Source organism: Jannaschia halovivens (assembly GCF_046452375.1).
Classification (GTDB): Bacteria; Pseudomonadota; Alphaproteobacteria; order Rhodobacterales; family Rhodobacteraceae; genus Jannaschia; species Jannaschia halovivens.
Window position 1 is genome coordinate 281,322 of sequence record NZ_JBKFDJ010000001.1, and the last position, 23,316, is coordinate 304,637.

Consider the following 23,316-nt stretch of genomic DNA (forward strand, 5'->3'; position numbering starts at 1 on the left):
TTGCCGGTCAGAAGAGTAGATATCCGAAAGCCCACTGCATCGTACCAATTAAGAGAAGAATGACCTCTGCAAGGGTCAATTTGACCCTTCTCAAACTCTCAGATCTTACGGCAATCGAATACCGTTGAAAGCGATGAATCGTTTCTGACGTCTCGCGAAAGGCGTCATTAATCTTCTCAAATTCATTTGCCAATCTATCGCGTGGTCCAGATATCCTTGGTATCGTCTGAAAGCTATTTGGATAGAACGCTTTCTGTACCGCATGATTTGCGACAGTGTCGATGCCGTATGCAAATTCCATCATTGTGGCGGTAAATGCTCTCAGGCCATCAGCATTGGCCTGAAGCGAACTGGAATGCTTTCCCAAGAGATCTTGGACCTTTATCGTCTCGATCTCGCGCCAAAGAACGAATGCAATTATTGCCGTGCAAATTGGGTAGGCGCCGGCTGCTTGGAAAAGAGCGCCATCCCCCGCACGGAATGCAGAGAGCGAGAACCCGAGCCAAAATCCGCTACCGATCCAGATACTCCAAGACGGATCCGTCCATCGGGTCAAACATCCAACTCCCCCGCAAACCGGGCATTCTCCGAGATATACTGAAACCGCATCTCCGGCTTCTTGCCCATCAGGCGCTCCACGAGGTCGCCGGTCTCGCCCGGTGCGTCCTCGTCGACGGTCACGCGGATGAGCTTGCGGGACTTCGGGTCCATCGTGGTTTCCTTGAGGTCCTTGGCGTCCATCTCGCCCAGGCCCTTGAAGCGCGAGACGTCGATCTTGCCCTTGCCGCCGAGGCCCTTCTCCAGCCAGGCGTCCCGCTCGATCTCGTCGATGCAGTAGACGCGCCTGGCCCCTTGGGTCAGGCGGAAGAGGGGCGGGCAGGCGAGGTAGAGGTGGCCCGCGTCGATCATGGGCCGCATCTGGGTGAAGAAGAACGTCATCAGGAGCGAGGCGATATGCGCCCCGTCCACGTCGGCGTCGGTCATGATGATGACCTTGTCGTAGCGCAGGTCGTCGAGGACGAACTTCGTGCCCAGCCCGACGCCGAGCGCCTGTGTCAGATCGCTGATCTCGGCGTTGGAGCCGAGCTTGGACGAGGCCGCGCCCAGCACGTTCAGGATCTTGCCCCGGAGCGGCAGGAGGGCCTGGGTCTTGCGGTCGCGGGCCATCTTGGCGGAGCCGCCGGCCGAATCCCCCTCGACGATGAAGAGCTCGGTGCCGTCGCGCGTCGAGGCGGAGCAATCGACCAGCTTGCCGGGCAGGCGCAGCCGCTTGGTCGCGGATTTGCGCGCGGTCTCCTTCTCCTGCCGGCGCTTCAGCCGCTCCTCGGCGCGCAGTACGAGGAAGTCGAGGATCGCGCCCGCCGATTTCGTGTCCCCCGCCAGCCAGTTGTCGAAGCGGTCGCGCACGGCCCCTTCGGTCATCTTGGCGGCGGCCTCGGTCGAGAGTCGGTCCTTGGTCTGGCCGACGAAGGCCGGCTCGGCGATGAAGCACGACACCAGCGCGCAGCCGCCCGAGATGAGGTCGTCGCGCGTGATCTGCGCCGCCTTCTTGTTGTTCGCAAGCTCGCCATAGGCCTTGATCCCCTTGAGGATCGCCGCCCAGAAGCCCGCGACATGCGTGCCGCCCTCGGGCGTGGGGACCGTGTTGCAGTAGGACTGGATGAAGCCGTCGCGCGCGGGCGTCCAGTTGATCGCCCATTCGACCTTGCCCGGCTGGCCGAACTTCTCTTGGAACTCGACGGTGCCCGCGAAGGCCGCATCGGCATAGGTCGTGGCCCCGCCCAACGTCTCCGAGAGGTAGTCGGAGAGGCCGCCGGGGAAGTGGAAATTGGCCTCGGTCGGGGTCTCGCCGTCGTCGATCTCGGAGGTCCAGCGGATCTCGACGCCCGAGAAGAGGTAGGCCTTCGAGCGGATCGACTTGAAGAGGCGCGCGGGCTTCAGGCGGTGATGGCCGAAGATCTGCTCGTCGGCGTGGAAGGTGACGGTGGTGCCGCGCCGGTTGGGGGCCGCGCCGATCTTCTCGACCGGGCCGAGCGGCAGGCCACGCGAGAAGCGCTGCTCGTGGAGTTCGCGGTCGCGGGCCACCTGCACGACCATGCTGTCCGACAGCGCGTTGACGACCGACGCGCCGACGCCGTGCAGGCCGCCCGACGTCTGGTAGGCCTTGCCCGAGAACTTGCCGCCCGCATGCAGCGTGCAGAGGATGACCTCGAGCGCGGACTTGTCGGGGAACTTCGGGTGGGGATCGACGGGGATGCCGCGCCCGTTGTCGCGCACCGTGACGGAATTGTCGGCGTGAAGCGTCACCTCGATGCGGTTGGCATGGCCCGCGACCGCCTCGTCCATCGAATTGTCGAGCACTTCGGCGACCATGTGGTGCAGCGCCCGCTCGTCCGTACCGCCGATATACATGCCCGGTCGCTTGCGCACCGGCTCGAGCCCTTCGAGCACCTCGATGGAGGCGGCGTCGTAGGTCTCGGTCGGGGCGGCGCCCTTGAGGAGGTCGTCGGGCATATCGGCTGCTCTATCTTGTGTGATTGGCCTCAAGATAGGCGATATGGAGGGGTGGGGGAAGGGCGGCTCGTGCCTCAGTTCGCATTCAGCCCATGCGCACGGGTGCCGAGTTTCCGCTTCCAGAACGCCTCCCGCGCGAGGATGTCGCGCGGCGAATCCGCAGGTGACGCGATTTCAAGGATCGAGGCCGTGTAGTCGGCATGCATCGCGGCCTGCAGCATGACGTTTCCGCCGTGACCATCATGGGCATAGGCAAGCCAGCGGCCGAGTATGCCGTCGGCGCCGGTCGCGCTGCCGACATACTGGCTGCCGTCGGGCGCCACGAGGAGATAGATGCCGCGCACCGACGCGAGCGCCGCGTGCCACGCAGCGGGACGCAGGGGCAGGTCCGATACGGCGACGCTCAGATCGCCGAAGCCGGGGAAGGGCGGCTCCTCGACAAGGCGGCGAAGCTCGACGATGTCCTTCGTGTTCCGATCGGCCCATTGGCTCCATGCGCGCGCCGAGTTCGGTCGACCCCAGCGGATCAAGAGCCGCTCGGAATAGGGCGCGATGTCGTCGATCCATTCGAGATCGTAGGCGCTGCGATCCGTGGCAACGGACTCGGCGGCGAGAATCCCGGGTGCCGCAAGGCGCGGCAGCCGGTCGCCTCGCCAGGGAAACCGGTCGATGATACGGGTGACGCCGAGAAAGAGTGCCGAGACATCACCATCCGCGAGGATCGGCCCCGGCAGGAACTGGGCGGCCATCGTTGCGCCCTTGTAGGGCGACCGGCTCGCGATCTGGATGCTCGCGAAGGATGCGAACGCGGGCAGGCCACCCGTTCGGAGCGCGGCGACCGCGCGATTGTCGTGGCGTACGAGGCGCGTGTGTCTCGGGTCGATGCCGTGATGCCGGAAAACGTCCTGAAACTGGAACAGAGCCATCGGGATATCATCCGCCCCGCGGCGGCCGGCGCAAGTCCGAATGCCGGGACAGGACCCGGGCCGTGACGCGGGGATCAGCGCGAGTTCGAGCCGCTGACCGTCACGTTGTCGATGCCGAAGAACTCGTCCTGATACCCGGAGTTGAGGGTCGTGCTGGCACCGAGGGCGAGGTCGCGCCCATCATTGGCGGCCACGACCTGCACCCGGTAGGTGTAGTCCTCGCTCGACCCGCCGGTGCGGAACGTGCCCGAGCCGCGCGAGGAGCGGGTCAGCGTGACCGTGGTGTCGTTCGCGCCCTCGATGACCTTCACGTCGGGTTCGCCTTCGCGCCAGGAATGGGTGCCCACGACGACCTCTTCGCCCGCGATGGAGATCGTGCCCGTCTCGCTGTCCCAGCTGTCCCCGAAGATCATGTCGAATTCGACCACGGCATAGGCATCGCTGTCGCGCACGTCGATGGGGAGATAGGCCGTCTCGCCACCGCGCGGAATCACAAGAATCTCGCCGAAACCGGCGATGTCGACGACCTCGCCTGCGGTCCAACCGCCGCGATCTCCGCCGGTGAAGTCGATGTTTGAGATGACTCCGGAGAACGCGGAGATGATGCTGACGCCGCGCAACGTCTCGTCGATATCATTGCTGGTCGACTGGACACCCGTGCTGGCCACGCCCGCAACTGCGAGGCCGAGGCCGACAAGGCCTGCGGTCAGAACGGTCCAATCAACGGTAACGGCACCGGATTCCTCGGAAATGAAGTTGGGCATGAAACTATGGGTCCTCGGTAACAGATGCCGATGACCTACAGCGCCATTGCGGCGCATTTTGGCTAAGACTGGACCATTTTGGCATCCAGAATGGAAACGCTTGCAAAGATCGCGCCCGTTGCGCACGACCGGGGCATGGCACGCATCCTCCTGACCGGGGGGGCCGGGTATATCGGCTCCCACACCTATGTCGCGCTCTGCGAGGCGGGGCACGAGGTGACGATCCTCGATGATTTCTCCAACAGCGATCCGGACGTGATCGACCGACTGACGCGGCTGACGGGGGGGACGGTGGACCTCGTGCGCGGCTCCGTGCTCGATCGGGCGGCGCTGGACGGGGTCTTCGCGGGGCGCGGCATCGACGGCGTGGTGCATTTCGCGGCGCTCAAGGCGGTGGGCGAAAGCGTGGCGCGACCCCTCGATTACTTCGAGACCAATATCGGCGGGCTGATGACGCTGATGCAGGCGATGAAGGCCGCCGGCGTCTGGCGGATCGTGTTCTCGTCGACGGCCACGGTCTATGGCGCACCGGCGGTCTTTCCCATACCCGAGACGGCGCCGCTTTCGTATACCTCGCCCTATGCCTTCACCAAGCTGACCTGCGAGCGCATCCTGGCGCAGGCCGCGGACGCCGATCCCTGGGTGACGGGGGTGCTGCGGTATTTCAATCCGGTCGGTGCCCACGAGAGCGCGCTGATCGGCGAGGATCCGCGCGGCGTGCCCGACAACCTCATGCCCTACATGGCGAAGGTCGCGCTGGGCGAGTTGCCGGAGCTGCAGGTCTTCGGAGACGATTACGCCACGCCGGACGGCACGGCGTGGCGCGACTACATCCACGTCATGGACCTCTCGCGGGCGCATGTGCAGTCGATGAGCGCGCTGCTGAACGGTCGGTCCCATGTCCTCAACATCGGGACGGGCAGCCCGGTCTCCGTGCTGGAGATGCACGCCGCCTACGAGCGCGCCATCGACCGCGCCCTGCCGCATCGCGTGGTCGGGCGGCGCGCGGGTGACGTGCCGAAGCTCTACGCCGATCCGACGCGGGCCCGGGAAGAACTGGGCTTCGAGGCGCGATACGGGCTCGACGAGATGTGCGCCTCGAGCTGGGCCTGGGTGCAGGCGCAGGCCAAGGGGTGGCGCTTCAACTCGTGAGGCCTCGGAGCGGCGGTGCTTTCGGGGCCGCCGGGGGGATCAGGATCTTCGCCGAAGATCCTGTCCAAAATCCTTGCAAGGGGTTTTAGCCGCCCGACCGAGCGCGCGCCGCATCGAGCGCGGGCGCGATCGTCTGGGTGATGACGTCGGACGTGACCGGCCCCGCGAAGCGGAGCATCACCGTGCCGTCGCCCGCGATCACGAAGGTCTCGGGCACGCCGTAGAGGCCCCAGTCGATGCCCGTGCGCGCCGTGCCGTCGACTCCGATCGCCGCGTAGGGATCGCCCAGTTCTTCGAGAAAGGCGAGCGCATCCGCGGGCTGGTCTTTGTAGTTGATCCCGTAGACCGGCACCTCCTTGGCCAGGGCCTCGAGATGCGGATGCTCGACGCGGCAGGGGACGCACCAGCTGGCCCAGAAATTGACGATCTTCACCGCGCCATCGCTCAGGATCGCGTCGGTCAGGGGCGCCTTGCCCGGCAGCTCGGTCAACGTCATCGCGGGGGCGGGCGAGCCGATCAGGGCCGAGGGCAACGCGTCGGGATCGTCGCGGAACAGCCCCGAGAGGAAGAACCCCGCCATGGCCGCGAAGATCGCGATCGGGAGAAGGGCGATCCATCTCATTCGCCGCGCTCCTCCAAGGCCCGCTTGACGGCGCGGGACCGGGCGATGGACTGGATCACGAGGCCGAGGATCAGCGCAATCGAGAGGCCGTAAGCCAGGAGGATGTCGAAGGCGTACTTGCCTAGCCATTCGGTCATGCCATCCGCTCCCGCGTGGCGAGGGCATGGAGGCGGCGGCGGCGGATCTCGGTTCGCGTCCGAAGGAGCACCAGCGCCACGAAAAGCGCGACGAAGCCCGCCAGCGTCACCACCAGTGGCAGCCAGAAGACGTCGGCGACGTTCTCCTCGGCGTCGAGCGAGAGGGATGCGCCCTGATGCAGGCCCTGGTTCCAGAACTGCGCGGCATAGCGCGACAGCACCGCGAAGACCGAACCCACGAGGCAGAGGATCGCGGTCAGGTCTGCTGCTTGGTCCTGGTCCTCGATCGCAGACCAGAGCGCGACGTAGCCGATGTAGAACAGCCCGAGGATGAGGAATGAGGTCAGCCGCGGATCCCATTCCCAATAGGTGCCCCACATGGGCTTGCCCCAGATCGCGCCGGTCAGCAGGGCGACGACCGTCATGATGAGGCCGATGGGCGCCGCCGCGCGCGCGGCCAGCGCCGAGACGTGGTGGCGGCGGATCAGCCAGATCAGCGAGGTCACCAGCATCATGAACCACGCATTGATCGCGAGAAACGCCGAGGGCACGTGGATGTAGATGATCTTGACCGAGTGCCCCATGCGGAAATCTTCCGGCGTGAAGAAGAACCCCCAGATCAGGCCCGTCCCCGACAGCGCGATGGCGAGCGCCCAGGCCCAGGGCTGGACGGTCGCGGTCCAGGCCATGAAGCGGCGGGGGTTGGCGTATTCCCAGATCGACATGGCGCGGAACCTAGGGGCGCAGGCGGGCGGTCACAAGCGGCGTTCTGGGACGGAACGGCGCATCGGCCGCGCTCTCGCCCGATCGTGATCCGGCGGATCAGGACCGGTCGGTCAGGAGGCGTAGACCCGCAACGGCGAAGAAGGTGCCCAGCGTCGCCTGGATCACGCGACGCGCCCGGCCATAGGCGGCGACCATCAGGGGCGTCGAGAAGGCCACCGCGTAGAGGAGGTGGACCACGATCGAGAGGGCGAAGGTGCCCAGCACGATCACGGCCCCGACCCAGAGGGGCGCGCCGGGCGCGAGCCCCAGCGAGATGATCGCGATCCAGGCCAGCGCTGCCTTGGGGTTGGTCATCTGGATGATATAGCCGCGTCGTGCGTAGCCCCAGAGCGTCCGCCCTCCGCCGGCGAGGGCCTTCGCATCGACATCCTGATGCGCGACCGCGGCGCGGAACGCCTTGTAGGCGAGCCAGAGCAGGTAGAGCCCGCCGACGATCTTGATGGCCAGAAGGGCGGAGGCATAGGTCGCCAGCACCGCCGAGAGCCCGAGCGCGGTCAGCATCGCCCAGGTGAAGGAGCCGGTCGCCACGCCCAAGGCCAGCGCCATGCCCGACGGGCGGCCCACCGCCATCGAGGTGCCGATCACCGCGAGCACGTTCGGTCCGGGACTGGAGATCGCGAGGAAGAAGGCCGCGTAGGCCATCAGGATACCGGGAAGGTAGAGCGCGAGCTCGGACATCGGAGCCTCCGGGGTGGGACAAAGATGTTGCCACTATGTTCTATTTGTCCCGATCCGGCAAGGATCGCGTCCCGGCCGTCAGCGTAGGTTGACGCGAAGAGCTGCCGCCGTGGCGAAGGGCAGAAGGGCCATGCAGCCCAGCGTGATGCCTGCAAGAAGGGCCAGCGGCGTGGCGAGTGGCAGGCCCTCGGTGCCGCGGCGGGTAACTTCGGCCCCGAAGACGAGGGTCGGGATGTAGAGCGGGAGCACGAGGAGCGAGAGCAGGAGCGAGCCGCGCTTGAGGCCGACGGTCAGCGCGGCGGCGAAGGTGCCCAGCCACGACAAAGCTGGCGTTCCGATCAGGAGCGAGAGGGACAGCCAGGCCAGGCCCTCGGGCGGCAGGAACAGCAGGAGCGACAGGACCGGGGCCGCGACCGTGATGGGCAGTCCCGTCGTAAGCCAATGTGCGGCGGATTTGACGGTCGCGACGCCTTCGAGGGGCAGGGGCGCGGTCGCGAGGAGGTCGAGCGAGCCGTCCTCGGCATCGAGCGCGAAGAGCCGATCGAGCGAGAGAAGACATGCAAGGAGTGCGCCGAGCCAGAGGATGCCGGGCGCGATCGGGGCGAGACGTTCGGGCTGGGGGCCGACGGCGAGCGGGACCAGCGTGGCGAGGATCAGGAAGAACCCGAGCCCGAGGCCGAAGCCGCCTCCCGCCCTGAGGGACAGGCGCAGGTCGCGAAGAAGCAGCGCTAGCATCGGCGCACGCGCGCCGGCTGAGCTGGCGCGGGAGCGGGCCAGGGGTGTCGCGTCGACGTCACTCCACGGCCTCCGCGAAGGGGTCGGCGCCGGTATGTCCGCCATGTGCAGCGGCCGCGAAGGTCGTGAGGTCCAGATCGGCCGCGTCGGCCAGTCCGAGGTCGATATGGGTGGCGACGATGGCGCTGCCGCCCCCGGTCAGATGGGCGCGGACGGCCACCCCGAAGAGTGCGACATTCGCCGCATCGAGCGAAACGGTCGGTTCGTCCAGAAGCCAGATCGGACGGCCGGTCAGGATTATTCGTGCAAGCCCCGCCCGCCGCTTCTGCCCGGCGGAGAGGTCGGCCACCTTGCGGTCCCGGAGCGTATCGAGGTCGAACGCCGCGAAAGCCCGCGCGATCCCGTCGCGCCCGGTGCCGAAGATCGCCGCCCAGAGTGCGAGGTTCTCGGCAACGCTCAGCTGCGCCTTCAGCCCGTCGGCATGGGCACCGTAGGCGAGGTGGTCCGCATCCCCCGAGATCGTCCCGGCGACCGGCGGGGTCAGGCCCGCGAGCGTGCGCAGGAGCGTCGTCTTCCCCGAGCCGTTCGGCCCCCGCAGGATCAGGGCGCGGCCTGCGGGCAGCGCGAAGGTGACGTCGCGCAGCACGATCGCCGCGCCCCGGCGGCAGGTCAGGTGTTCTACGCGCAAGTCCATCGCGCCCGTGATGGCCCATCGCGGCGAGCGAGGGAAGGCCCGGAGCGCGGCGATTTCTAGCATTGTATGCGACGGTATGCCGGTTTCGCTTGATGTAGGCGCCCGCATCGGGCATTGCACGGCCAAGCCCCAAACACCCCCAAACCGGAGATCCCAGGATGACCGTCCAAGTCGGAACCGATACCGCCAAGACCCGCCGCGAGCTGACCGTCGGCGAGCAGACCGTCAGCTACTATTCCATTGCCGCCGCGACCGAGGCGGGGCTGGGGGATTTCTCGAAGCTTCCGGCCGCGCTCAAGGTGGTGCTGGAGAACATGCTCCGCTTCGAAGATGGCGGGCGCACGGTGTCGGTCGACGACGTGAAGGCCTTTGCGGAGTGGGCGTCGAATGGCGGCCGCAACCCGCGCGAGATTGCCTATCGACCCGCGCGCGTGCTGATGCAGGACTTCACCGGCGTGCCCGCCGTGGTCGACCTTGCCGCCATGCGCGACGGCATCAAGGCGCTGGGCGGCGATGCGCAGAAGATCAACCCGCTCAACCCCGTCGATCTGGTGATCGACCACTCGGTGATGATCGACGAGTTCGGAAATCCCCGCGCCTTCCAGCACAATGTGGAGCGTGAATACGAGCGCAACATGGAGCGCTACCAGTTCCTCAAGTGGGGCCAGACCGCGTTCAACAACTTTCGCGTCGTCCCGCCGGGCACCGGCATCTGTCACCAGGTGAACCTCGAATACCTCGCGCAGACCGTCTGGACCGACGAGGACCAGACCGGCGCGACGGTGGCCTATCCCGACACGCTGGTCGGCACCGACAGCCACACGACGATGGTCAACGGCGCGGCCGTCCTCGGGTGGGGTGTCGGCGGGATCGAGGCCGAGGCCGCGATGCTGGGCCAGCCGATCTCGATGCTGATCCCCGAGGTCGTGGGCTTCGAACTGACCGGTGAGATGACCGAAGGGACGACAGGCACCGACCTTGTCCTCAAGGTCGTCGAGATGCTGCGCGAGAAGGGTGTCGTCGGCAAGTTCGTCGAGTTCTACGGCAAGGGGCTCGACACCCTGCCGCTGGCCGATCGCGCGACCATCGCCAACATGGCGCCCGAATACGGCGCGACCTGCGGCTTCTTCCCCATCGACGGCGAGACGCTGCGCTATCTCGAGAATACGGGCCGCGCCAAGGACCGCATCGCGCTGGTCGAGGCCTACGCCAAGGAGAACGGCTTCTGGCGGGATGCGGATTATGCGCCGGTCTATACCGACACGCTCAGCCTCGACATGGGAACGATCGTGCCGGCGATCTCGGGCCCGAAGCGGCCGCAGGACTTCATCGCGCTGACCGATGCCGCCAAGGCATTCGGCCAGTACGTCAAGGGCGTTCGCTCGGGCAAGGACGCATCCCCCCGCGCCGAGGTCCGTTGGGAAGGCGAGGGAGGCGCGCCGGAGCCGGTCGATATCCCCGGCGACGAGGGCCACCACGCACGCGGCTACGTCCATGGCGGCGAGGCGGATCGCGCCGACCTGCATGACGGCTCCATCGTCATCGCGTCGATCACCTCCTGCACCAACACGTCTAACCCCTATGTCATGATCGGGGCGGGTCTCGTGGCGCGGAAGGCGCGCGCGCTGGGGCTGAACCGCAAGCCCTGGGTGAAGACGTCGCTCGCCCCCGGCAGCCAGGTCGTCTCGCACTACCTCGAGGCGGCGGGCCTGCAGGAAGACCTGGACGCCATCGGCTTCAACCTCGTGGGCTACGGCTGCACGACCTGCATCGGCAACTCGGGCCCGCTGGCGCCCGAGATCTCCAAGACGATCAACGATCACGACCTGATCGCAACCTCGGTCCTTTCGGGGAATCGCAACTTCGAGGGCCGGATCTCGCCCGACGTGCGCGCCAACTACCTCGCCTCGCCGCCGCTCGTGGTGGCCTATGCGCTGGTCGGCGACATGAATGTCGACATCACGACCGCGCCGCTGGGACAGGATCGCGACGGCAACGACGTCTTCCTCAAGGATATCTGGCCGTCGGCCCAGGAAGTGGCCGAATTGGTCGAGGCGACCGTCACCCGCGCCGCCTTCCAGGAAAAGTATGCCGACGTCTTCAAGGGCGACGAGAAGTGGCAGGCGGTCGAGGTGCCCCAGCAGGAAACCTATGATTGGCCGCCGACCAGCACCTACGTCCAGAACCCGCCCTACTTCCAAGGCATGGACCCGAACCCCGGGGCCATCGAGGATGTCGTCGGCGCGCGCGTCCTCGCCGTTCTCGGCGACATGATCACGACCGACCACATCTCGCCCGCCGGCTCGTTCAAGGAAAGCTCGCCCGCGGGCCAGTACCTCAAGGAGCGCCAGGTGCCGGTGCGGGAGTTCAACTCCTACGGCTCGCGGCGCGGCAATCACGAGGTGATGATGCGCGGCACCTTCGCCAATATCCGCATCCGCAACGAGATGCTGGACGGGGTCGAGGGCGGCTACACCAAGGGTCCTGATGGCGCGCAGACCTCGATCTACGACGCCGCGATGGCGTGGCAGGAGAAGGGCGTGCCGCTCGTGGTGTTCGGGGGCGAGCAGTACGGCGCCGGCTCCAGTCGGGACTGGGCGGCCAAGGGTACGGCTCTTCTGGGCGTCAAGGCCGTCATCGCCGAGAGCTTCGAGCGCATTCATCGCTCGAACCTCGTCGGCATGGGCGTGATCCCGTTCGAGTTCACCGGCGGTGACAGCCGCGACAGTCTGGGCCTGACCGGCGAGGAGGAGGTGACGATCCTCGGTCTCGCGGAGGTCAAGCCGCTGCAGGAGGTCGAAGCCACGATCAAGATGGCCGACGGGACCGAGCAGACGGTCACCCTCAAGTGCCGTATCGATACCGAGGTCGAGATCGACTACATCAAGAACGGTGGCGTCCTGCATTACGTGCTCCGCAACCTCGCGCAGGCGCCCGTCGCCGCCGAGTGACGCGCGCGCCATCGACGATCTAGCGGGCGGGCCCTTCGGGGCCCGTCACGCGTTTCGGGGGCGCCGTCACCAAGCGGTGATTTGTAAGCGAGGCGCGGGGTCGCTAGATCGGACAGGAACGATCCCGGACCCTGACACCATGCGCCTTGCCCCCCTTGCCTTCGCCGCCCTTGCCGCGCTGCCCGCTGCGGCCGACCCGGTGGTGATCGAGCTCTATACCTCGCAGGGCTGCTCCTCCTGCCCGCCCGCTGACGAGATGCTGGGGCAGCTTGCCGAGAGCGACGAGGTCATCGCGCTGTCGTTCCATGTCGATTACTGGGACTGGATCGGCTGGAAGGACACCTTCGCCGACCCCGCCCACACCGCGCGCCAGCGGGCCTATGCCGCGGCAGAGGGGGCGAACACGGTCTACACGCCGCAATTCATCGTCGGCGGCACGGATGGCATCGCGGGGGCCGACGGCATGACGCTTGCGGGCACGATCCGCGCGCATGAGGGCGCGACCGGCGACGTGCTGCGGATGGCGTCGAGTGGTGACGGTCGCAAGGTTATGGCCGCCGAGACGGCGCTGACCGGGCCCGCGCGCCTCGTCCTTCTGACCGTCCTTCCCGAAGCCGAGGTCCGCATCCTCCACGGTGAGAACGCGGGCAAGGACGTGACCTATCACAGCATCGTCCGCGCCATCGACGACCTCGGGACATGGGACGGCGCCGAGACCTCGGTCCCCATTCCCGATGCGCCCGCTGGCATGCGTCAGGTGGTCGTCGCGCAGGCGCTCGACGGGGCCTATCCGGGCGCCATCATCGGCGCGGTCCGAGCCGACTGACCCCCGCTGGACGCCCGGAGGCGGACGCGGCACCGTCCCTCTATGATCCGGGCGATTCTCTTCGACAAGGACGGCACCTTCACCGACTTCCGCGCCACGTGGGAGGGGTGGGTGCCGAATGCGGTGCGTCGCCTGGCCCGCGACACGGATGTGTCCCCCGAGGCCGTGGCCGACATCTTCGGCGTCGATCTCTTGGCCGACCGCATCCTGCCGCAAGGCCGCTTCGTCACCGCCTCCCATGACCAGACCGTCGCGCTGCTGGAGCCGCTGACGGGATGGTCCGCCCATCGGTTGGCCGACTGGTGGGATGCCGAGGTGGCGACCGTGCAGCAGGTGACGGTGACCGACCTGCCGCCCTATCTGTGCGCGCTCCGGGGTAGGGGCCTGACATTGGGCGTGGTCACCAACGCCCACCGCGCCGAGGCGCTGCACCACCTGACCGAGATGGGTGCAATGCCGCATCTCTCGCGCATCGTCGCCGCCGATGACGGCTTCGGGCCGAAGCCCGCGCCCGACGGGGCCCGCGACTTCGCCCGCGCGCTGGGCTTCGACCCCGCCGAGGTGGCGCTGGTCGGCGACGGCCTGACAGACATGCACGCGGCGCGCGGGGCGGGGATGATCGGCGTCGGCGTGACGACCGGCACGCTGGATGCCGCGATGCTGGCACCCCATGCGGATCACGTCCTCCCGGACATCACGGCACTGTCGGGATGGCTCGACGGGCGGATCTGATCGCCGAAAGCGACATTCCCGGTCGCAACGCGCCATCCCGTGCCGAGGCCCGCCGCCCATCCTGATTGCGACGGACGAAAGGACTGGGCATGGACGACCAGATCGCAGAAGCCCCGAAGCGCAAACGTTCCGGCGGGCGGCGCGGCCATCAGGACCGCGCGGGCACCGCGATCATTGAACAGATGCCCTTTCGCCAGCCGCGCAATCCCGACCGCCCGACCGAGCCGTTGGACGAAGACGGCATCGCCGCGATCCACGCGGGCGTGCTCCGCATCCTGTCGGAGATCGGGATCGAATTCCTCAATCCCGAGGCGGTCGCCCACCTGAAGCGGGCGGGCTGCAAGGTCGAGGGCACGAACGTCAGGATGGACGCGGATTTCGTGACCGAGATGGTCGCCCGCGCCCCGTCCGAGTTCATGATCACGCCGCGCAATCCCGACCGCATGTTGCGCATCGGGGGCACCTGGATGGCGTTCGGCAATGTCTCGAGCCCGCCGAACTACTGGGATCTGACGACCGGCAAGGTGTCGGGCACGATGGACCGCTATGTCGAGCTCATCAAGCTGACGCAGTATTTCAACTGCATCCATTTCGCGGGCGGCTACCCGGTCGAGGCGATCGACGTCCATGCCAGCGTGCGCCATCTCGACTGCCTCTATGAGAAACTCGTTCTGACCGACAAGGTCGTCCACGCCTATTCGCTGGGCCGTGAGCGGGTCGAGGACGTGATGGAGATGACCCGGATCGCGGGCGGCCTCAGCCACGAGGAGTTCGACGCGACGCCGCGGATGTACACCAACATCAACTCGGTCAGCCCGCTGAAGCACGATTTCCCGATGCTCGAAGGCGCGATGATGCACGCGATGCGCGGCCAGCCGGTCATCGTCACACCCTTCACGCTGGCCGGTGCGATGGCCCCGGTGACCATGTCGGGGGCCGTGACGCTCAGCCTCGCCGAAGGGCTCGCCGCGATCGCGCTTCTCGAATTCATCGCGCCCGGCGCGCCCGTCGCGATCGGGACCTTCACGTCCAATGTCGACATGAAGAGCGGGGCGCCCGCCTTCGGCACGCCCGAGTACATCCGCGCGACCCAGATGACGGGCCAGATGGCACGGTTCTACGGCCTGCCGATGCGAGCGTCGGGGTCCTGCGCGGCGAACGTTCCCGACGGTCAGGCCATGTGGGAGACGACCGCCGCGCTCTGGTCCGCCGTCCAGTCGGGCACGAACATCATCTACCACGCCGCAGGCTGGCTCGAGGGCGGCTTGATCGCAAGCCCCGAGAAATTCGTGATGGATTGCGAGGTTCTCCAGCAGATCCAGCGCTACTTCGATCCGGCGATCACCGCGACCACGCCCGAGGATATCGGCGTCGATGCCATCCGCGAGGTCGGGCCGGACGGGCATTTCTTCGGCTGCCAGCACACCCAGGAGCGCTACCAGACGGCCTTCTACCAGCCGTTCCTGTCGGACTGGCGCAATTACGAGGCATGGGACGCCGCGGGGGCGGTCTGGACCCCGCAGCGCGCCCACGACCTGTCGCGCCGCATCATCGACGAGTTCGAGACCCCGCCAATGGACGTGGCCATCCGCGACGAGCTGCAGGCTTTCGTCGCCCGCCGGAAGGCCGAGGGCGGCGCACCGACGGATTTCTGACCAGCCGTTGAGCCGGTTTTAACGGATGGCATGGCAGGGATGCGTCATGACCTCGCGGGACGATCCCTGATGCATGGCCTGATGTTCAAGGCGACCGAGGGCTACGTGATGGCCAATCACGGGGCTGACCTCTGGGCGCGGGTCACGCAGGCTGCGGGCGTGCCGTTCGACCGGTTCCACTCGATGCGGTCCTACGACCCCGACCTGATGGTCGCGCTGATGGCTGCGATTTCGCACGAACTCGGTCGCAGCCCCCCCGCCGTGATGGAGGATATCGGCCACTGGATCTGCGTCCACCCGCCGCTCGACGGGGTGCGCCGCCTGATCCGGTTCGGCGGCCCCAGCTTCGAAGACCTGATCCTGTCGCTCGACGATATGCGCGACCGGGTCCGCATGGCCCTTCCCGATCTGGACCTGCCGAAACACCGGGTGCGCGAACTCGGGGATGGCGAGTACGAGATCGATTCGGAGTATTGGATGCTGGGCGTATCCGCCGTGACGACGGGGATGCTCCGCGCGATGTCCGACGATTACGGGACGCTCGCCGTGATCCGGGTCAAGACCTATGGCTGTATCGACGGTGTCTGGCACGAAACGGTGTCGGTCAGCGTTGTCGATCCGGACTTCCAGGCGCCGCGCGACTTCCGGCTGAGCGGGGCGGCATGACCGAGATGCAGATCTCGGTCGATGCGCTGGACGCGTTGCTGCCCCTTGCCATCGCCTTCGATGCGGAAGGTCGCGTCGATCATGTCGGGCCGACGGTCGAGAAGATGGCGCCGGGCGGGCTGGGCCGACCGCTGGCCGACGTCATCCGCCTCAGGCGCCCGGACCGCGCGGTCACGGTGCCATGCCTTCTGGCGGATACGCGGCGCAGGCACGTGCTCGAACTTCGCCTCGAACGGAGTGTCGCGCCGGATCTGGCGCCGACGCGGCTGCGCGGGCTGGTGGTCGGGCGCGGGGACGGCGGCGGCGTGATCCGCCTCGGGCTCGGGACGACGGTGGCCGAAACGGTCGCGCGGCATGACCTGACGGTGCATGATTTCGCCACGACCGACCCCACGATCGAATTGCTCTTCGTGATGGAGGCGCAGGGCGCGATCCTGACCGAGTTCCGCAGGCTCGACCGCCGCATCGAGGAGGCGCGCCAACGCGCCGCCCGCCAGGCCGAGACCGATCGCCTGACCGGCCTGCGCAATCGCCGCGCCATGGACAGCCATCTCGAGCGACTGATCCAGAATCCGGGGGCGGGGTTCGGGCTGATGCAGCTCGACCTCGATCACTTCAAGGCCGTGAACGACACGCTCGGACATGCGGCGGGCGACCGTGTCCTCGAGGAGGTGGCGCGCATCCTGGGCGAAGAGACCCGGAAGGCCGACATGGTCGCGCGGATCGGCGGCGACGAGTTCATCCTGCTGATCGCCGATTGTGCAGACCCCGACCTGCTGCGCACCATCGCTGAACGCATCATTGCCCGGCTGGGCGAACCGATCGATTGGCACGGAACGCTCTGCCACATCTCGGGCAGCATCGGCGTCACGCTGTCGCGCGACTATGACGCCCCGGCCCCCGCGCGCATGATGGCCGATGCCGATGCCGCGCTCTATGCTTCGAAGAACGCCGGCCGCGCCCGCGTGTCCTTCGCCGCCCCTTCGGGCACACGGAACTGACCGGCGGCAGTCGAAAAGGGGCGAGGGCGCCGCCTGCGACCGCTCCTCGAGGATCAAGCGACGGACCACCGATCCAGCCGGTCTGCCGCGCGAGTACATGTCTAGACTTCGGGGGAATAACCAGTGGCAGCCCGTAGGGGAATCGAACCCCTCTTTCCAGGTTGAAAACCTGGCGTCCTAACCGATAGACGAACGGGCCACGCTGGCGTGAGCGGTTCTTAGGCGACGGTCCCAAACGCTGCAAGCGCTTTTTCCGCCGCCTTCGCGTGGCTCATCCGCTCTCGGTTTCCGAGGCCAGCGCGACGTCTTCGACCTTCAATTGAGCGGTTTCGCGGCCCTGCCAGCGATTGAGCTCGACGCGCCCCGCGACATGGATTGGAGCACCCGCGGCACGCTCGATCGCGGCGGCGATCCCGTTCGTGCCGGCGCGAAACGCGATCGCGTCGAGACGGGTCGGGCCGCCATCAACAAGGGTCAGCTTGAGGTGATCCTCGCCCACGGGACGCGCATGGGCGACGCGCAGGTCCGGGAAGGCGAAGCGCGGCGCGGACGCCGCCTGCCCGAACGGCCCGGCGGCGTCGAGCGCGCGCACCAGCTCGGGCGTCACCGCCCCCGGCATCAGCGTGCCGTCGATCCGCAGATCGCCAGGTTGCCCCAGCGCCGCGTCCTGACGCGCGATCAGTTCGCCGAGGCGCGCCATGGCGCCTTCGATGCGCGCGGTCTCGACGGTCAGGCCCGCGGCCATCCGATGCCCGCCGCCTTTCACGAGCCACCCTTCGGCGGCGAGCCGCTGGATCGCAGCACCCAGATCGACGCCCGCGACCGACCGCGCCGATCCTTGGCCCAGACCGTCCTCGCGCAGGCCGATCACGACCGCGGGCCGGTGCGTCGCCTCCTTCAGGCGCGCGGCGGCGATGCCGACGACGCCCGGGTGCCAGCCTTCGCCGGCGGCCCACGCGACCGTTCCGTCGCGAGTAGCGGCCTGCGCCTTCGCCGCCTCGGTAACGCGGGCCTCGATGGCGCGGCGCTCGCTGTTGAGCGCGTCGAGCCGTTCGGCCAGCGCCGCCGCCTCGGACGGATCGCGCGTCGAAAGGAGCCGCGCGCCCAGGTCGGCCGCCCCGATCCGTCCGCCCGCGTTGATGCGGGGCCCAAGCAGGAAGCCCAGATGATAGCTCGACGGTGGCCCGTCCAGCCGGGCCAGGTCCCCCAGCGCCACAAGACCGGGCCGCGCGCGCCGCGACAGCACGGTGAGTCCCTGCTGCACCAGTGCGCGGTTCACGCCCACGAGCGGTGCGACATCCGCCACGGTCGCGAGCGCCACGAGATCCAGCATCGCCATGAGGTCCGGACCCGGACGCCCGTCCGTGCGCAACCGGCGATTGGCCTCGACCAGCATGAGGAACACGACCGCCGCCGCGCAGAGATGGGCGAGCGTTCCGTCCTCGTCCTGCCGGTTGGGGTTCACCACGGCCGCGACGTCGGGCAGGGTTTCCGCGCCCAGATGGTGATCGAGCACGATCACGTCGGTCAGCCCGGCGGCGGCCAGCGCCTCATGCGAGAGGGTGCCGCAATCGACGCAGACGATCAGGTCGTGCTCCGCCGCCAGCGCGGCGATGGCCGGCCCATTGGGGCCGTAGCCCTCGTCGATGCGGTCGGGGACATAGAGCGTCGCGCTCCGGTCGAGCGCGCGGAGCCACCAGACGAGAAGGGCCGCCGAGGACGCGCCGTCGACGTCGTAATCCGCGAAGATCGCGATCCGCTGGCGCCCGGCAACCGCCGCCAGTAGGCGGTCCGTGGCGACGCCCATGTCGCGCAGGGTCATCGGGTCAGGGAGCAGGTCGCGCAGCTTCGGTGCGAGGAACCCCGGCACTTCCTCGGGAAGCACCCCGCGCCGTGCGAGGTGCCGGGCGAGCGCGTGGGGCTGTCCGGTCTGGGCGATGGCCTGCGCCAGCCGGTCCTGCTCGGGATCGAGCCCGGTCCAGCGGCGCCCGGTGGCCGAGGCGGCGACGCCCAGCCAGGGCGCGTCGCCCCGCCTAGGCGCGTCGCCCATCAGACGGGGTTGCGGTAGGTCATGCGCCGAACCGACCCGGTCTTGGAGCGCATCAGGATCGTCTCGGCAGTCAGGTAACCGACCTCGCGCCGGATGCCCGCCAGGATCGAGCCGTCGGTGACCCCGGTCGCGGCGAAGATCACGTCCTCGGTCACCATGTCGTCGCGGGTATAGACCCGATCGAAATTGGTGATGCCGGCCTTCTTGGCGCGTGCCCGCTCGTCATCGTTGCGGAAGGTCAGGCGCCCGAACATCTGGCCGCCCATGCATTTCAGCGCGGCAGCGGCGAGCACGCCCTCGGGCGCGCCGCCCGAGCCCATATACATGTCGATGCCGGTCTTCTGCGCCTCGGCGGTGTGGATGATGCCCGCAACGTCGCCATCGGTGATCAGGCGGATCGCGGCGTCGGTGCTGCGGATCTCCTCGATCAGGTCCTGGTGGCGCGGCCGCTCGAGGACGCAGACGGTGATATCCTCGGTCGAACAGCCCTTGGCGGCGGCCAGCGCGTTCACCCGCTCGGAGGGGGACATGTCCATGGTGACGACGCCGGTGCGATAACCGGGCCCGACGGCCAGCTTGTCCATGTAGACGTCGGGTGCGTGCAGCATCGATCCGCGCGGCCCCATCGCGATGACGGTCAGGGCGTTCGGCATGTCCTTGGCGGTCAGCGTGGTCCCTTCCAGCGGGTCCAGCGCGATATCGACCTCGGGGCCGTTGCCGGTGCCGACCTCCTCGCCGATGAAGAGCATCGGGGCCTCGTCGCGCTCGCCTTCGCCGATGACGACCGTGCCCGCGATGTCGAGCAGGTTGAGCTGGTCGCGCATGGCGTTGACCGCGGCCTGGTCGGCGGCCTTCTCGTCGCCGCGCCCGATCAGGCGGGCGGAGGCGAGGGCGGCGGCTTCGGACACGCGGGCGAGGCCCAGGGACAGCATCCGGTCGTTGAAATCGGGTTTGGTCATATCGTGTTGCGTCCTTCGGTCGGGTTCGGCGCGGGGGTACGGCGCGGGCGGCGAGGGGGCAAGCGGTCAGACATCCTCGGAGGAGGCAGCCCAGAGGTTCAGGCCCTTTTCGCCGGCGAGCGCGTCGATCCGGGCCAATTCGCCATCCGAGAAGTCGAGATTGCCGACAGCTCCGGCGCAATCCACGACCTGCTCGGGGCGCGAGGCGCCGATCAGCGCGGTCGTCACGCGGCCGCTCCGCAGCACCCAAGCCAGCGCCATCTGCGCAAGCGTCTGGCCGCGCGCGGCGGCGATGTCGTTCAGCCCGGTCAATGCCTCGATCATCTCGGGCGTCACCGTGTCGGGGTCGAGCGACTTGCCCTGCGAGGCGCGGCTGCCCTCGGGGATGCCGCCGAGATATTTCTTCGTCAGAAGGCCCTGCGCCAGCGGCGTGAAGGCGATGGACCCGATGCCCTCGTCGTCGAGTGTATCGAGGAGGCCGTCTCGTTCCACCCAGCGGTTGAGCATATTGTAGCTGGGCTGATGGATCACGCAGGGGGTTCCCAGCTCGCGCAGGATCGCCGCCGCTTCGCGGGTGCGCTCGGAGTTGTAGGACGAGATCCCGACATAAAGCGCGCGGCCCGAGCGGACGATATGGTCGAGCGCGCCCATCGTTTCTTCCAGCGGCGTGTCGGGGTCGAAGCGGTGGCTGTAGAAGATGTCGACATAGTCGAGGCCGAGGCGCTTCAGCGACTGGTCGCAGGAGGCGACCAAATACTTCCGGCTGCCCCATTCGCCGTAGGGGCCGGGCCACATGTCGTAGCCGGCCTTGGACGACACGATGAGCTGGTCGCGCAATCCGTGAAACTCTTCGCGCAGGATCTGCCCGAAGGCGGTCTCGGCCGACCCCGGTTCGGGGCCGTAATTGTTCGCGAGATCGAAATGCGTGATGCCGTGGTCGAAGGCCGTCGTGCAGATCTCGCGCTTGAGCGCATGGGGCGTGTCGTCCCCGAAATTGTGCCAGAGCCCCAGCGAGATCGCGGGCAGGCGGAGACCCGACCGGCCCGACCTGCGATAGACCATCCGGTCGTAGCGGTCCGCGGCGGGGCGGTAGGCGGGCCTGAAGACTTTGGGTTTGCGGGCCATGGTGCCTCCGGCTGTCAGGTGTTCTGGATCTGGAGTGCTACGGGCTCACCCGACACGACGCCCGTGTCCATGACGCCGCCCAGGGCGCCGGCGAGATCCGAGGGCGGGCAGGGATGGGTCACGATCAGGACGGGCGCGTCGCCTGCCGCATGGTCGTATTGGCGCATCCGGTCGATCGAGACGCCGTGCTGCCCGAGGACGGTCGCGACCCGTGCCAGCGCGCCTGGCTCGTCCTTCAGTGTCAGGCGCAGGTAATGGGCGCAGGCCGTGGCCGCGTTGGCGCGGATCGCGCGGGCCAGCGTTCCCGCGGGCCGTCCGAAGGGCAGGGGGACCAGCCCGCGCGCGATGTCGGCGACGTCGGCCATCACCGCGCTGGCGGTCGGACCTTCGCCCGCGCCCGGGCCCTGCAGGACGATCTGGCCCACGGCATCGCCCTCGATCACCACCATGTTTGCGCCGCCCTCGAGCTGGCCCAGGGGGCTGTTCTCGGGGACGAGGGTGGGGCGCATGGACTGCTCGATGCCGCTTTCGGTGCGCGCGGCCACGCCGAGGAGCTTGATGCGGTAGCCCATGTCGCGGGCGCGGTGGATGTCGTCGATCGAGACGCGCTCGATCCCCTGAAGCTGGACGCCGTCGAAGTCGACCTGCGTGCCGAAGGCGATGGCCGACAGGATCGCCAGCTTGTGGCCCGCGTCGATACCGCCCACGTCAAGCGTCGGGTCGGCTTCGAGATACCCGAGGCCGTTCGCCTCCTCGAAGATGTCCGCATAGGGCAGGCCCGACGATTCCATCCGCGTCAGGATGTAGTTGCAGGTGCCGTTCATGACGCCCATCACGCGCGTGACGGCGTTGCCGGCAAGCCCTTCGGTCAGCGCCTTGACGCAGGGAATGCCGCCCGCGACCGCCGCCTCGAAGCGGAGCGCGGCGCCGCTGGCCTCGGCCCGCTCGGCGAGGTCCTGGCCATGCAGGGCCAGCATCGCCTTGTTCGCCGTCACGACAGGTTTGCCCTCGTCCAGAGCCGCCTCGACCGCCGCCTTGGCCGGTCCGTCCGACCCGCCGACCAGCTCGACGAAAAGGTCCACGTCGTCGCGGCGGGCCAGCGCGACGGGATCGTCCTCCCATGCGTAGGCCGACAGATCGACGCCGCGATCCTTGTTGCGGGTCCGAGCCGAGACCGCGGCGATTTCAATCCGGCGCCCGGTGCGCGCGGCTAGAAGGTCGCCGTGGCCCTGGACGATCTTGACGACGCCTGCACCGACGGTGCCGAGACCCGCAATCCCGAGGCGAAGGGGGGTGGTCATGGCGTGGGCTCCGTCGTGAATTGTCCTTGGACGACGGGGTATCGGGTCGCGCGCCGGGGCGCAACGCGGCGCTCAGACCTCGGCGGCACGCAGTTCGGCGGCGCGGGCGCGCAGGCGGCGCCCCCGTTCGGCCAGATCGCCCGTGGCAGGCCCGATGATGCGCCGTCCCGACAGGCGCGCGCCCCGCGCCAGCAGCGCGTCCTGCGCAACCGCGGCGCGCGACGGACGGGCCGCCTCGGCCAGAAGGGGCGTCAGCGGCACCAGTTCGGGGAAGGCGCTGGCCTGTGCCGCGGCCGAGATCGTGCCGTCCGCCGGCGGCAGGTCCGGGGCGCAGGCGGCGAGGCACGGGATCAGAAGAAGGACGCGGATCATCGCGCCGACGTTAGGCGGCGCCTCGGGGGGCGACAAGGGCGCTGGAATTGAACGCTCGTTCGGTTTATCCCCGAGGGATGGCCCGACCCAGCGGATCCGATGCCGGCGTGACCGGCCCGCGCGTGCGGCAAGCTGCGGAACGGCTATTTGCGCGGTATGGCTATGCCGCCGTCTCGATGCGCCAGATCGCGGCCGAGGTCGGGATCGGGGCCGGGGCGCTCTATCACTATACGCCCGACAAGCAGGCCCTTCTGGCCGACATGATGCGCGCCCATCTCGAAGGCCTGCTCGACGCTTGGCGCGCAGCCGATCCGGGCGGCGACCCTATCCGGCGGCTGGATGCCTTCGCGCGGTTCCACATCCGGTTCAACCTCGACCGGTCCGACGCCGTCTTCGTGGCCAACATGGAGCTTCGCGCGCTGGAGCCGGGCAACTTCGAAGAGATTGAGACCCTGCGCCGACGATACGAGGCCGTGCCCGAAGAAATCGTGAGCGCGGGCGCCGCCGCCGGCGTGATGTCCGCGCCCGACGTCAAGCTGGCCGGGATGGCGCTGATCGCGATGCTGACGGGGGTGAACACGTGGTTCCGTGATGGCGGGCGACTGGATCGCGCCGCCGTCGAGGCGATTTATGCCGACATGGCACGCGGTATGGTGGGCGCGTGACCGGC

23 protein-coding genes and 1 tRNA gene are annotated in these 23,316 nt (G+C 68.1%); 8 read left to right on the top strand and 16 right to left on the bottom strand.

Going from position 1 to position 23,316, the window contains the following annotated elements; genetic code table 11:
- Window positions 1–7: 7 nt before the first annotated feature.
- The 4 genes from ACK8OR_RS01470 to ACK8OR_RS01485 all read right to left on the bottom strand — a co-directional run bounded on the left by ACK8OR_RS01470 (window position 8) and on the right by ACK8OR_RS01485 (window position 4,204).
- A complete protein-coding gene (locus ACK8OR_RS01470) occupies window positions 8–556 on the bottom strand; it encodes a hypothetical protein (RefSeq protein WP_410187701.1) in 549 nt (182 codons plus the stop codon).
- Window positions 553–2,514 (bottom strand): DNA topoisomerase IV subunit B, encoded by a 1,962-nt coding sequence (parE, locus tag ACK8OR_RS01475; protein WP_410187702.1) that lies wholly within the window; start codon window positions 2,512–2,514, stop codon window positions 553–555. Before parE ends, ACK8OR_RS01470 begins: the two co-directional genes overlap by 4 nt.
- Window positions 2,515–2,588: 74 nt before the next feature.
- Window positions 2,589–3,440, bottom strand: a complete 852-nt coding sequence (locus ACK8OR_RS01480; RefSeq protein WP_410187703.1) for a GIY-YIG nuclease family protein — start codon at window positions 3,438–3,440, stop codon at window positions 2,589–2,591.
- 74 nt (window positions 3,441–3,514) lie between these two features.
- Window positions 3,515–4,204, bottom strand: coding sequence for a hypothetical protein (locus ACK8OR_RS01485; protein WP_410187704.1), 690 nt, complete (start codon window positions 4,202–4,204; stop codon window positions 3,515–3,517).
- 135 nt (window positions 4,205–4,339) lie between these two features.
- Between ACK8OR_RS01485 and galE the strand changes: the two genes are divergently transcribed.
- Window positions 4,340–5,356, top strand: a complete 1,017-nt coding sequence (gene galE, locus ACK8OR_RS01490) for a UDP-glucose 4-epimerase GalE (protein WP_410187705.1) — start codon at window positions 4,340–4,342, stop codon at window positions 5,354–5,356.
- Between the two features lie 85 nt (window positions 5,357–5,441).
- On the opposite strand, the gene ACK8OR_RS01495 is transcribed toward galE, so the two are convergent.
- The 6 genes from ACK8OR_RS01495 to ccmA all read right to left on the bottom strand — a co-directional run bounded on the left by ACK8OR_RS01495 (window position 5,442) and on the right by ccmA (window position 9,008).
- Complete coding sequence (locus ACK8OR_RS01495) at window positions 5,442–5,978, bottom strand: DsbE family thiol:disulfide interchange protein (protein ID WP_410187706.1); 537 nt, start codon at window positions 5,976–5,978, stop codon at window positions 5,442–5,444.
- Entirely contained in the window at window positions 5,975–6,115 is a 141-nt protein-coding gene (ccmD, locus tag ACK8OR_RS01500) for a heme exporter protein CcmD (RefSeq protein WP_410187707.1), read from the bottom strand. The genes ACK8OR_RS01495 and ccmD overlap by 4 nt, the downstream gene beginning before the upstream one ends.
- Window positions 6,112–6,840: a heme ABC transporter permease CcmC gene (gene ccmC, locus ACK8OR_RS01505; protein ID WP_410187708.1), complete on the bottom strand. Its 729-nt coding sequence runs from the start codon at window positions 6,838–6,840 to the stop codon at window positions 6,112–6,114. The genes ccmD and ccmC overlap by 4 nt, the downstream gene beginning before the upstream one ends.
- A 97-nt stretch (window positions 6,841–6,937) precedes the next feature.
- Complete coding sequence (locus ACK8OR_RS01510) at window positions 6,938–7,579, bottom strand: LysE family translocator (protein WP_410187709.1); 642 nt, start codon at window positions 7,577–7,579, stop codon at window positions 6,938–6,940.
- A 78-nt stretch (window positions 7,580–7,657) separates the two neighbouring features.
- Window positions 7,658–8,314 carry a heme exporter protein CcmB gene (gene ccmB / locus ACK8OR_RS01515; RefSeq protein WP_410187710.1) on the bottom strand — a complete coding sequence of 219 codons (657 nt, stop codon included), beginning with the start codon at window positions 8,312–8,314 and terminating at the stop codon, window positions 7,658–7,660.
- Window positions 8,315–8,372: 58 nt separating this feature from the next.
- Complete coding sequence (gene ccmA, locus ACK8OR_RS01520; RefSeq protein ID WP_410187711.1) at window positions 8,373–9,008, bottom strand: heme ABC exporter ATP-binding protein CcmA; 636 nt, start codon at window positions 9,006–9,008, stop codon at window positions 8,373–8,375.
- A gap of 158 nt (window positions 9,009–9,166) precedes the next feature.
- Here ccmA and acnA point away from each other — a divergent pair, with 158 nt between their 5' ends.
- From acnA to ACK8OR_RS01550, 6 genes are all read left to right on the top strand, one after another.
- Window positions 9,167–11,959 carry an aconitate hydratase AcnA gene (gene acnA, locus ACK8OR_RS01525; RefSeq protein WP_410187712.1) on the top strand — a complete coding sequence of 931 codons (2,793 nt, stop codon included), beginning with the start codon at window positions 9,167–9,169 and terminating at the stop codon, window positions 11,957–11,959.
- Window positions 11,960–12,098: 139 nt separating this feature from the next.
- Window positions 12,099–12,785: a DUF1223 domain-containing protein gene (locus ACK8OR_RS01530; protein WP_410187713.1), complete on the top strand. Its 687-nt coding sequence runs from the start codon at window positions 12,099–12,101 to the stop codon at window positions 12,783–12,785.
- A 42-nt stretch (window positions 12,786–12,827) separates the two neighbouring features.
- Window positions 12,828–13,517, top strand: coding sequence for an HAD family hydrolase (locus tag ACK8OR_RS01535; RefSeq protein WP_410187714.1), 690 nt, complete (start codon window positions 12,828–12,830; stop codon window positions 13,515–13,517).
- A gap of 89 nt (window positions 13,518–13,606) precedes the next feature.
- On the top strand, window positions 13,607–15,172 hold the full coding sequence (locus ACK8OR_RS01540) for a trimethylamine methyltransferase family protein (protein ID WP_410187715.1): 1,566 nt from the start codon (window positions 13,607–13,609) through the stop codon (window positions 15,170–15,172).
- A 30-nt stretch (window positions 15,173–15,202) separates the two neighbouring features.
- Complete coding sequence (locus ACK8OR_RS01545; protein WP_410187716.1) at window positions 15,203–15,838, top strand: heme NO-binding domain-containing protein; 636 nt, start codon at window positions 15,203–15,205, stop codon at window positions 15,836–15,838.
- Complete coding sequence (locus tag ACK8OR_RS01550) at window positions 15,835–16,839, top strand: diguanylate cyclase domain-containing protein (RefSeq protein ID WP_410187717.1); 1,005 nt, start codon at window positions 15,835–15,837, stop codon at window positions 16,837–16,839. Before ACK8OR_RS01545 ends, ACK8OR_RS01550 begins: the two co-directional genes overlap by 4 nt.
- Before the next feature lie 124 nt (window positions 16,840–16,963).
- Here ACK8OR_RS01550 and ACK8OR_RS01555 read toward each other — a convergent pair.
- From ACK8OR_RS01555 to ACK8OR_RS01580, 6 genes are all read right to left on the bottom strand, one after another.
- A tRNA-Glu gene (locus tag ACK8OR_RS01555) sits at window positions 16,964–17,038 on the bottom strand.
- Window positions 17,039–17,110: 72 nt separating this feature from the next.
- Window positions 17,111–18,889, bottom strand: coding sequence for a single-stranded-DNA-specific exonuclease RecJ (gene recJ, locus ACK8OR_RS01560; RefSeq protein ID WP_410187718.1), 1,779 nt, complete (start codon window positions 18,887–18,889; stop codon window positions 17,111–17,113).
- Complete coding sequence (gene glpX, locus ACK8OR_RS01565) at window positions 18,889–19,848, bottom strand: class II fructose-bisphosphatase (protein WP_410187719.1); 960 nt, start codon at window positions 19,846–19,848, stop codon at window positions 18,889–18,891. Before glpX ends, recJ begins: the two co-directional genes overlap by 1 nt.
- Before the next feature lie 66 nt (window positions 19,849–19,914).
- The gene (gene mgrA, locus ACK8OR_RS01570; protein ID WP_410187720.1) at window positions 19,915–20,973 is read right to left on the bottom strand and encodes an L-glyceraldehyde 3-phosphate reductase; all 1,059 of its coding nucleotides are present in this window, start codon (window positions 20,971–20,973) and stop codon (window positions 19,915–19,917) included.
- 14 nt (window positions 20,974–20,987) lie between these two features.
- Complete coding sequence (locus tag ACK8OR_RS01575; protein ID WP_410187721.1) at window positions 20,988–22,274, bottom strand: homoserine dehydrogenase; 1,287 nt, start codon at window positions 22,272–22,274, stop codon at window positions 20,988–20,990.
- A 72-nt stretch (window positions 22,275–22,346) separates the two neighbouring features.
- The gene (locus tag ACK8OR_RS01580) at window positions 22,347–22,646 is read right to left on the bottom strand and encodes a hypothetical protein (RefSeq protein WP_410187722.1); all 300 of its coding nucleotides are present in this window, start codon (window positions 22,644–22,646) and stop codon (window positions 22,347–22,349) included.
- Between the two features lie 77 nt (window positions 22,647–22,723).
- On the opposite strand from ACK8OR_RS01580, the gene ACK8OR_RS01585 reads away from it, so the two are divergent.
- Window positions 22,724–23,311, top strand: coding sequence for a TetR/AcrR family transcriptional regulator (locus ACK8OR_RS01585; protein WP_410187723.1), 588 nt, complete (start codon window positions 22,724–22,726; stop codon window positions 23,309–23,311).
- Window positions 23,312–23,316 lie beyond the last annotated feature (5 nt).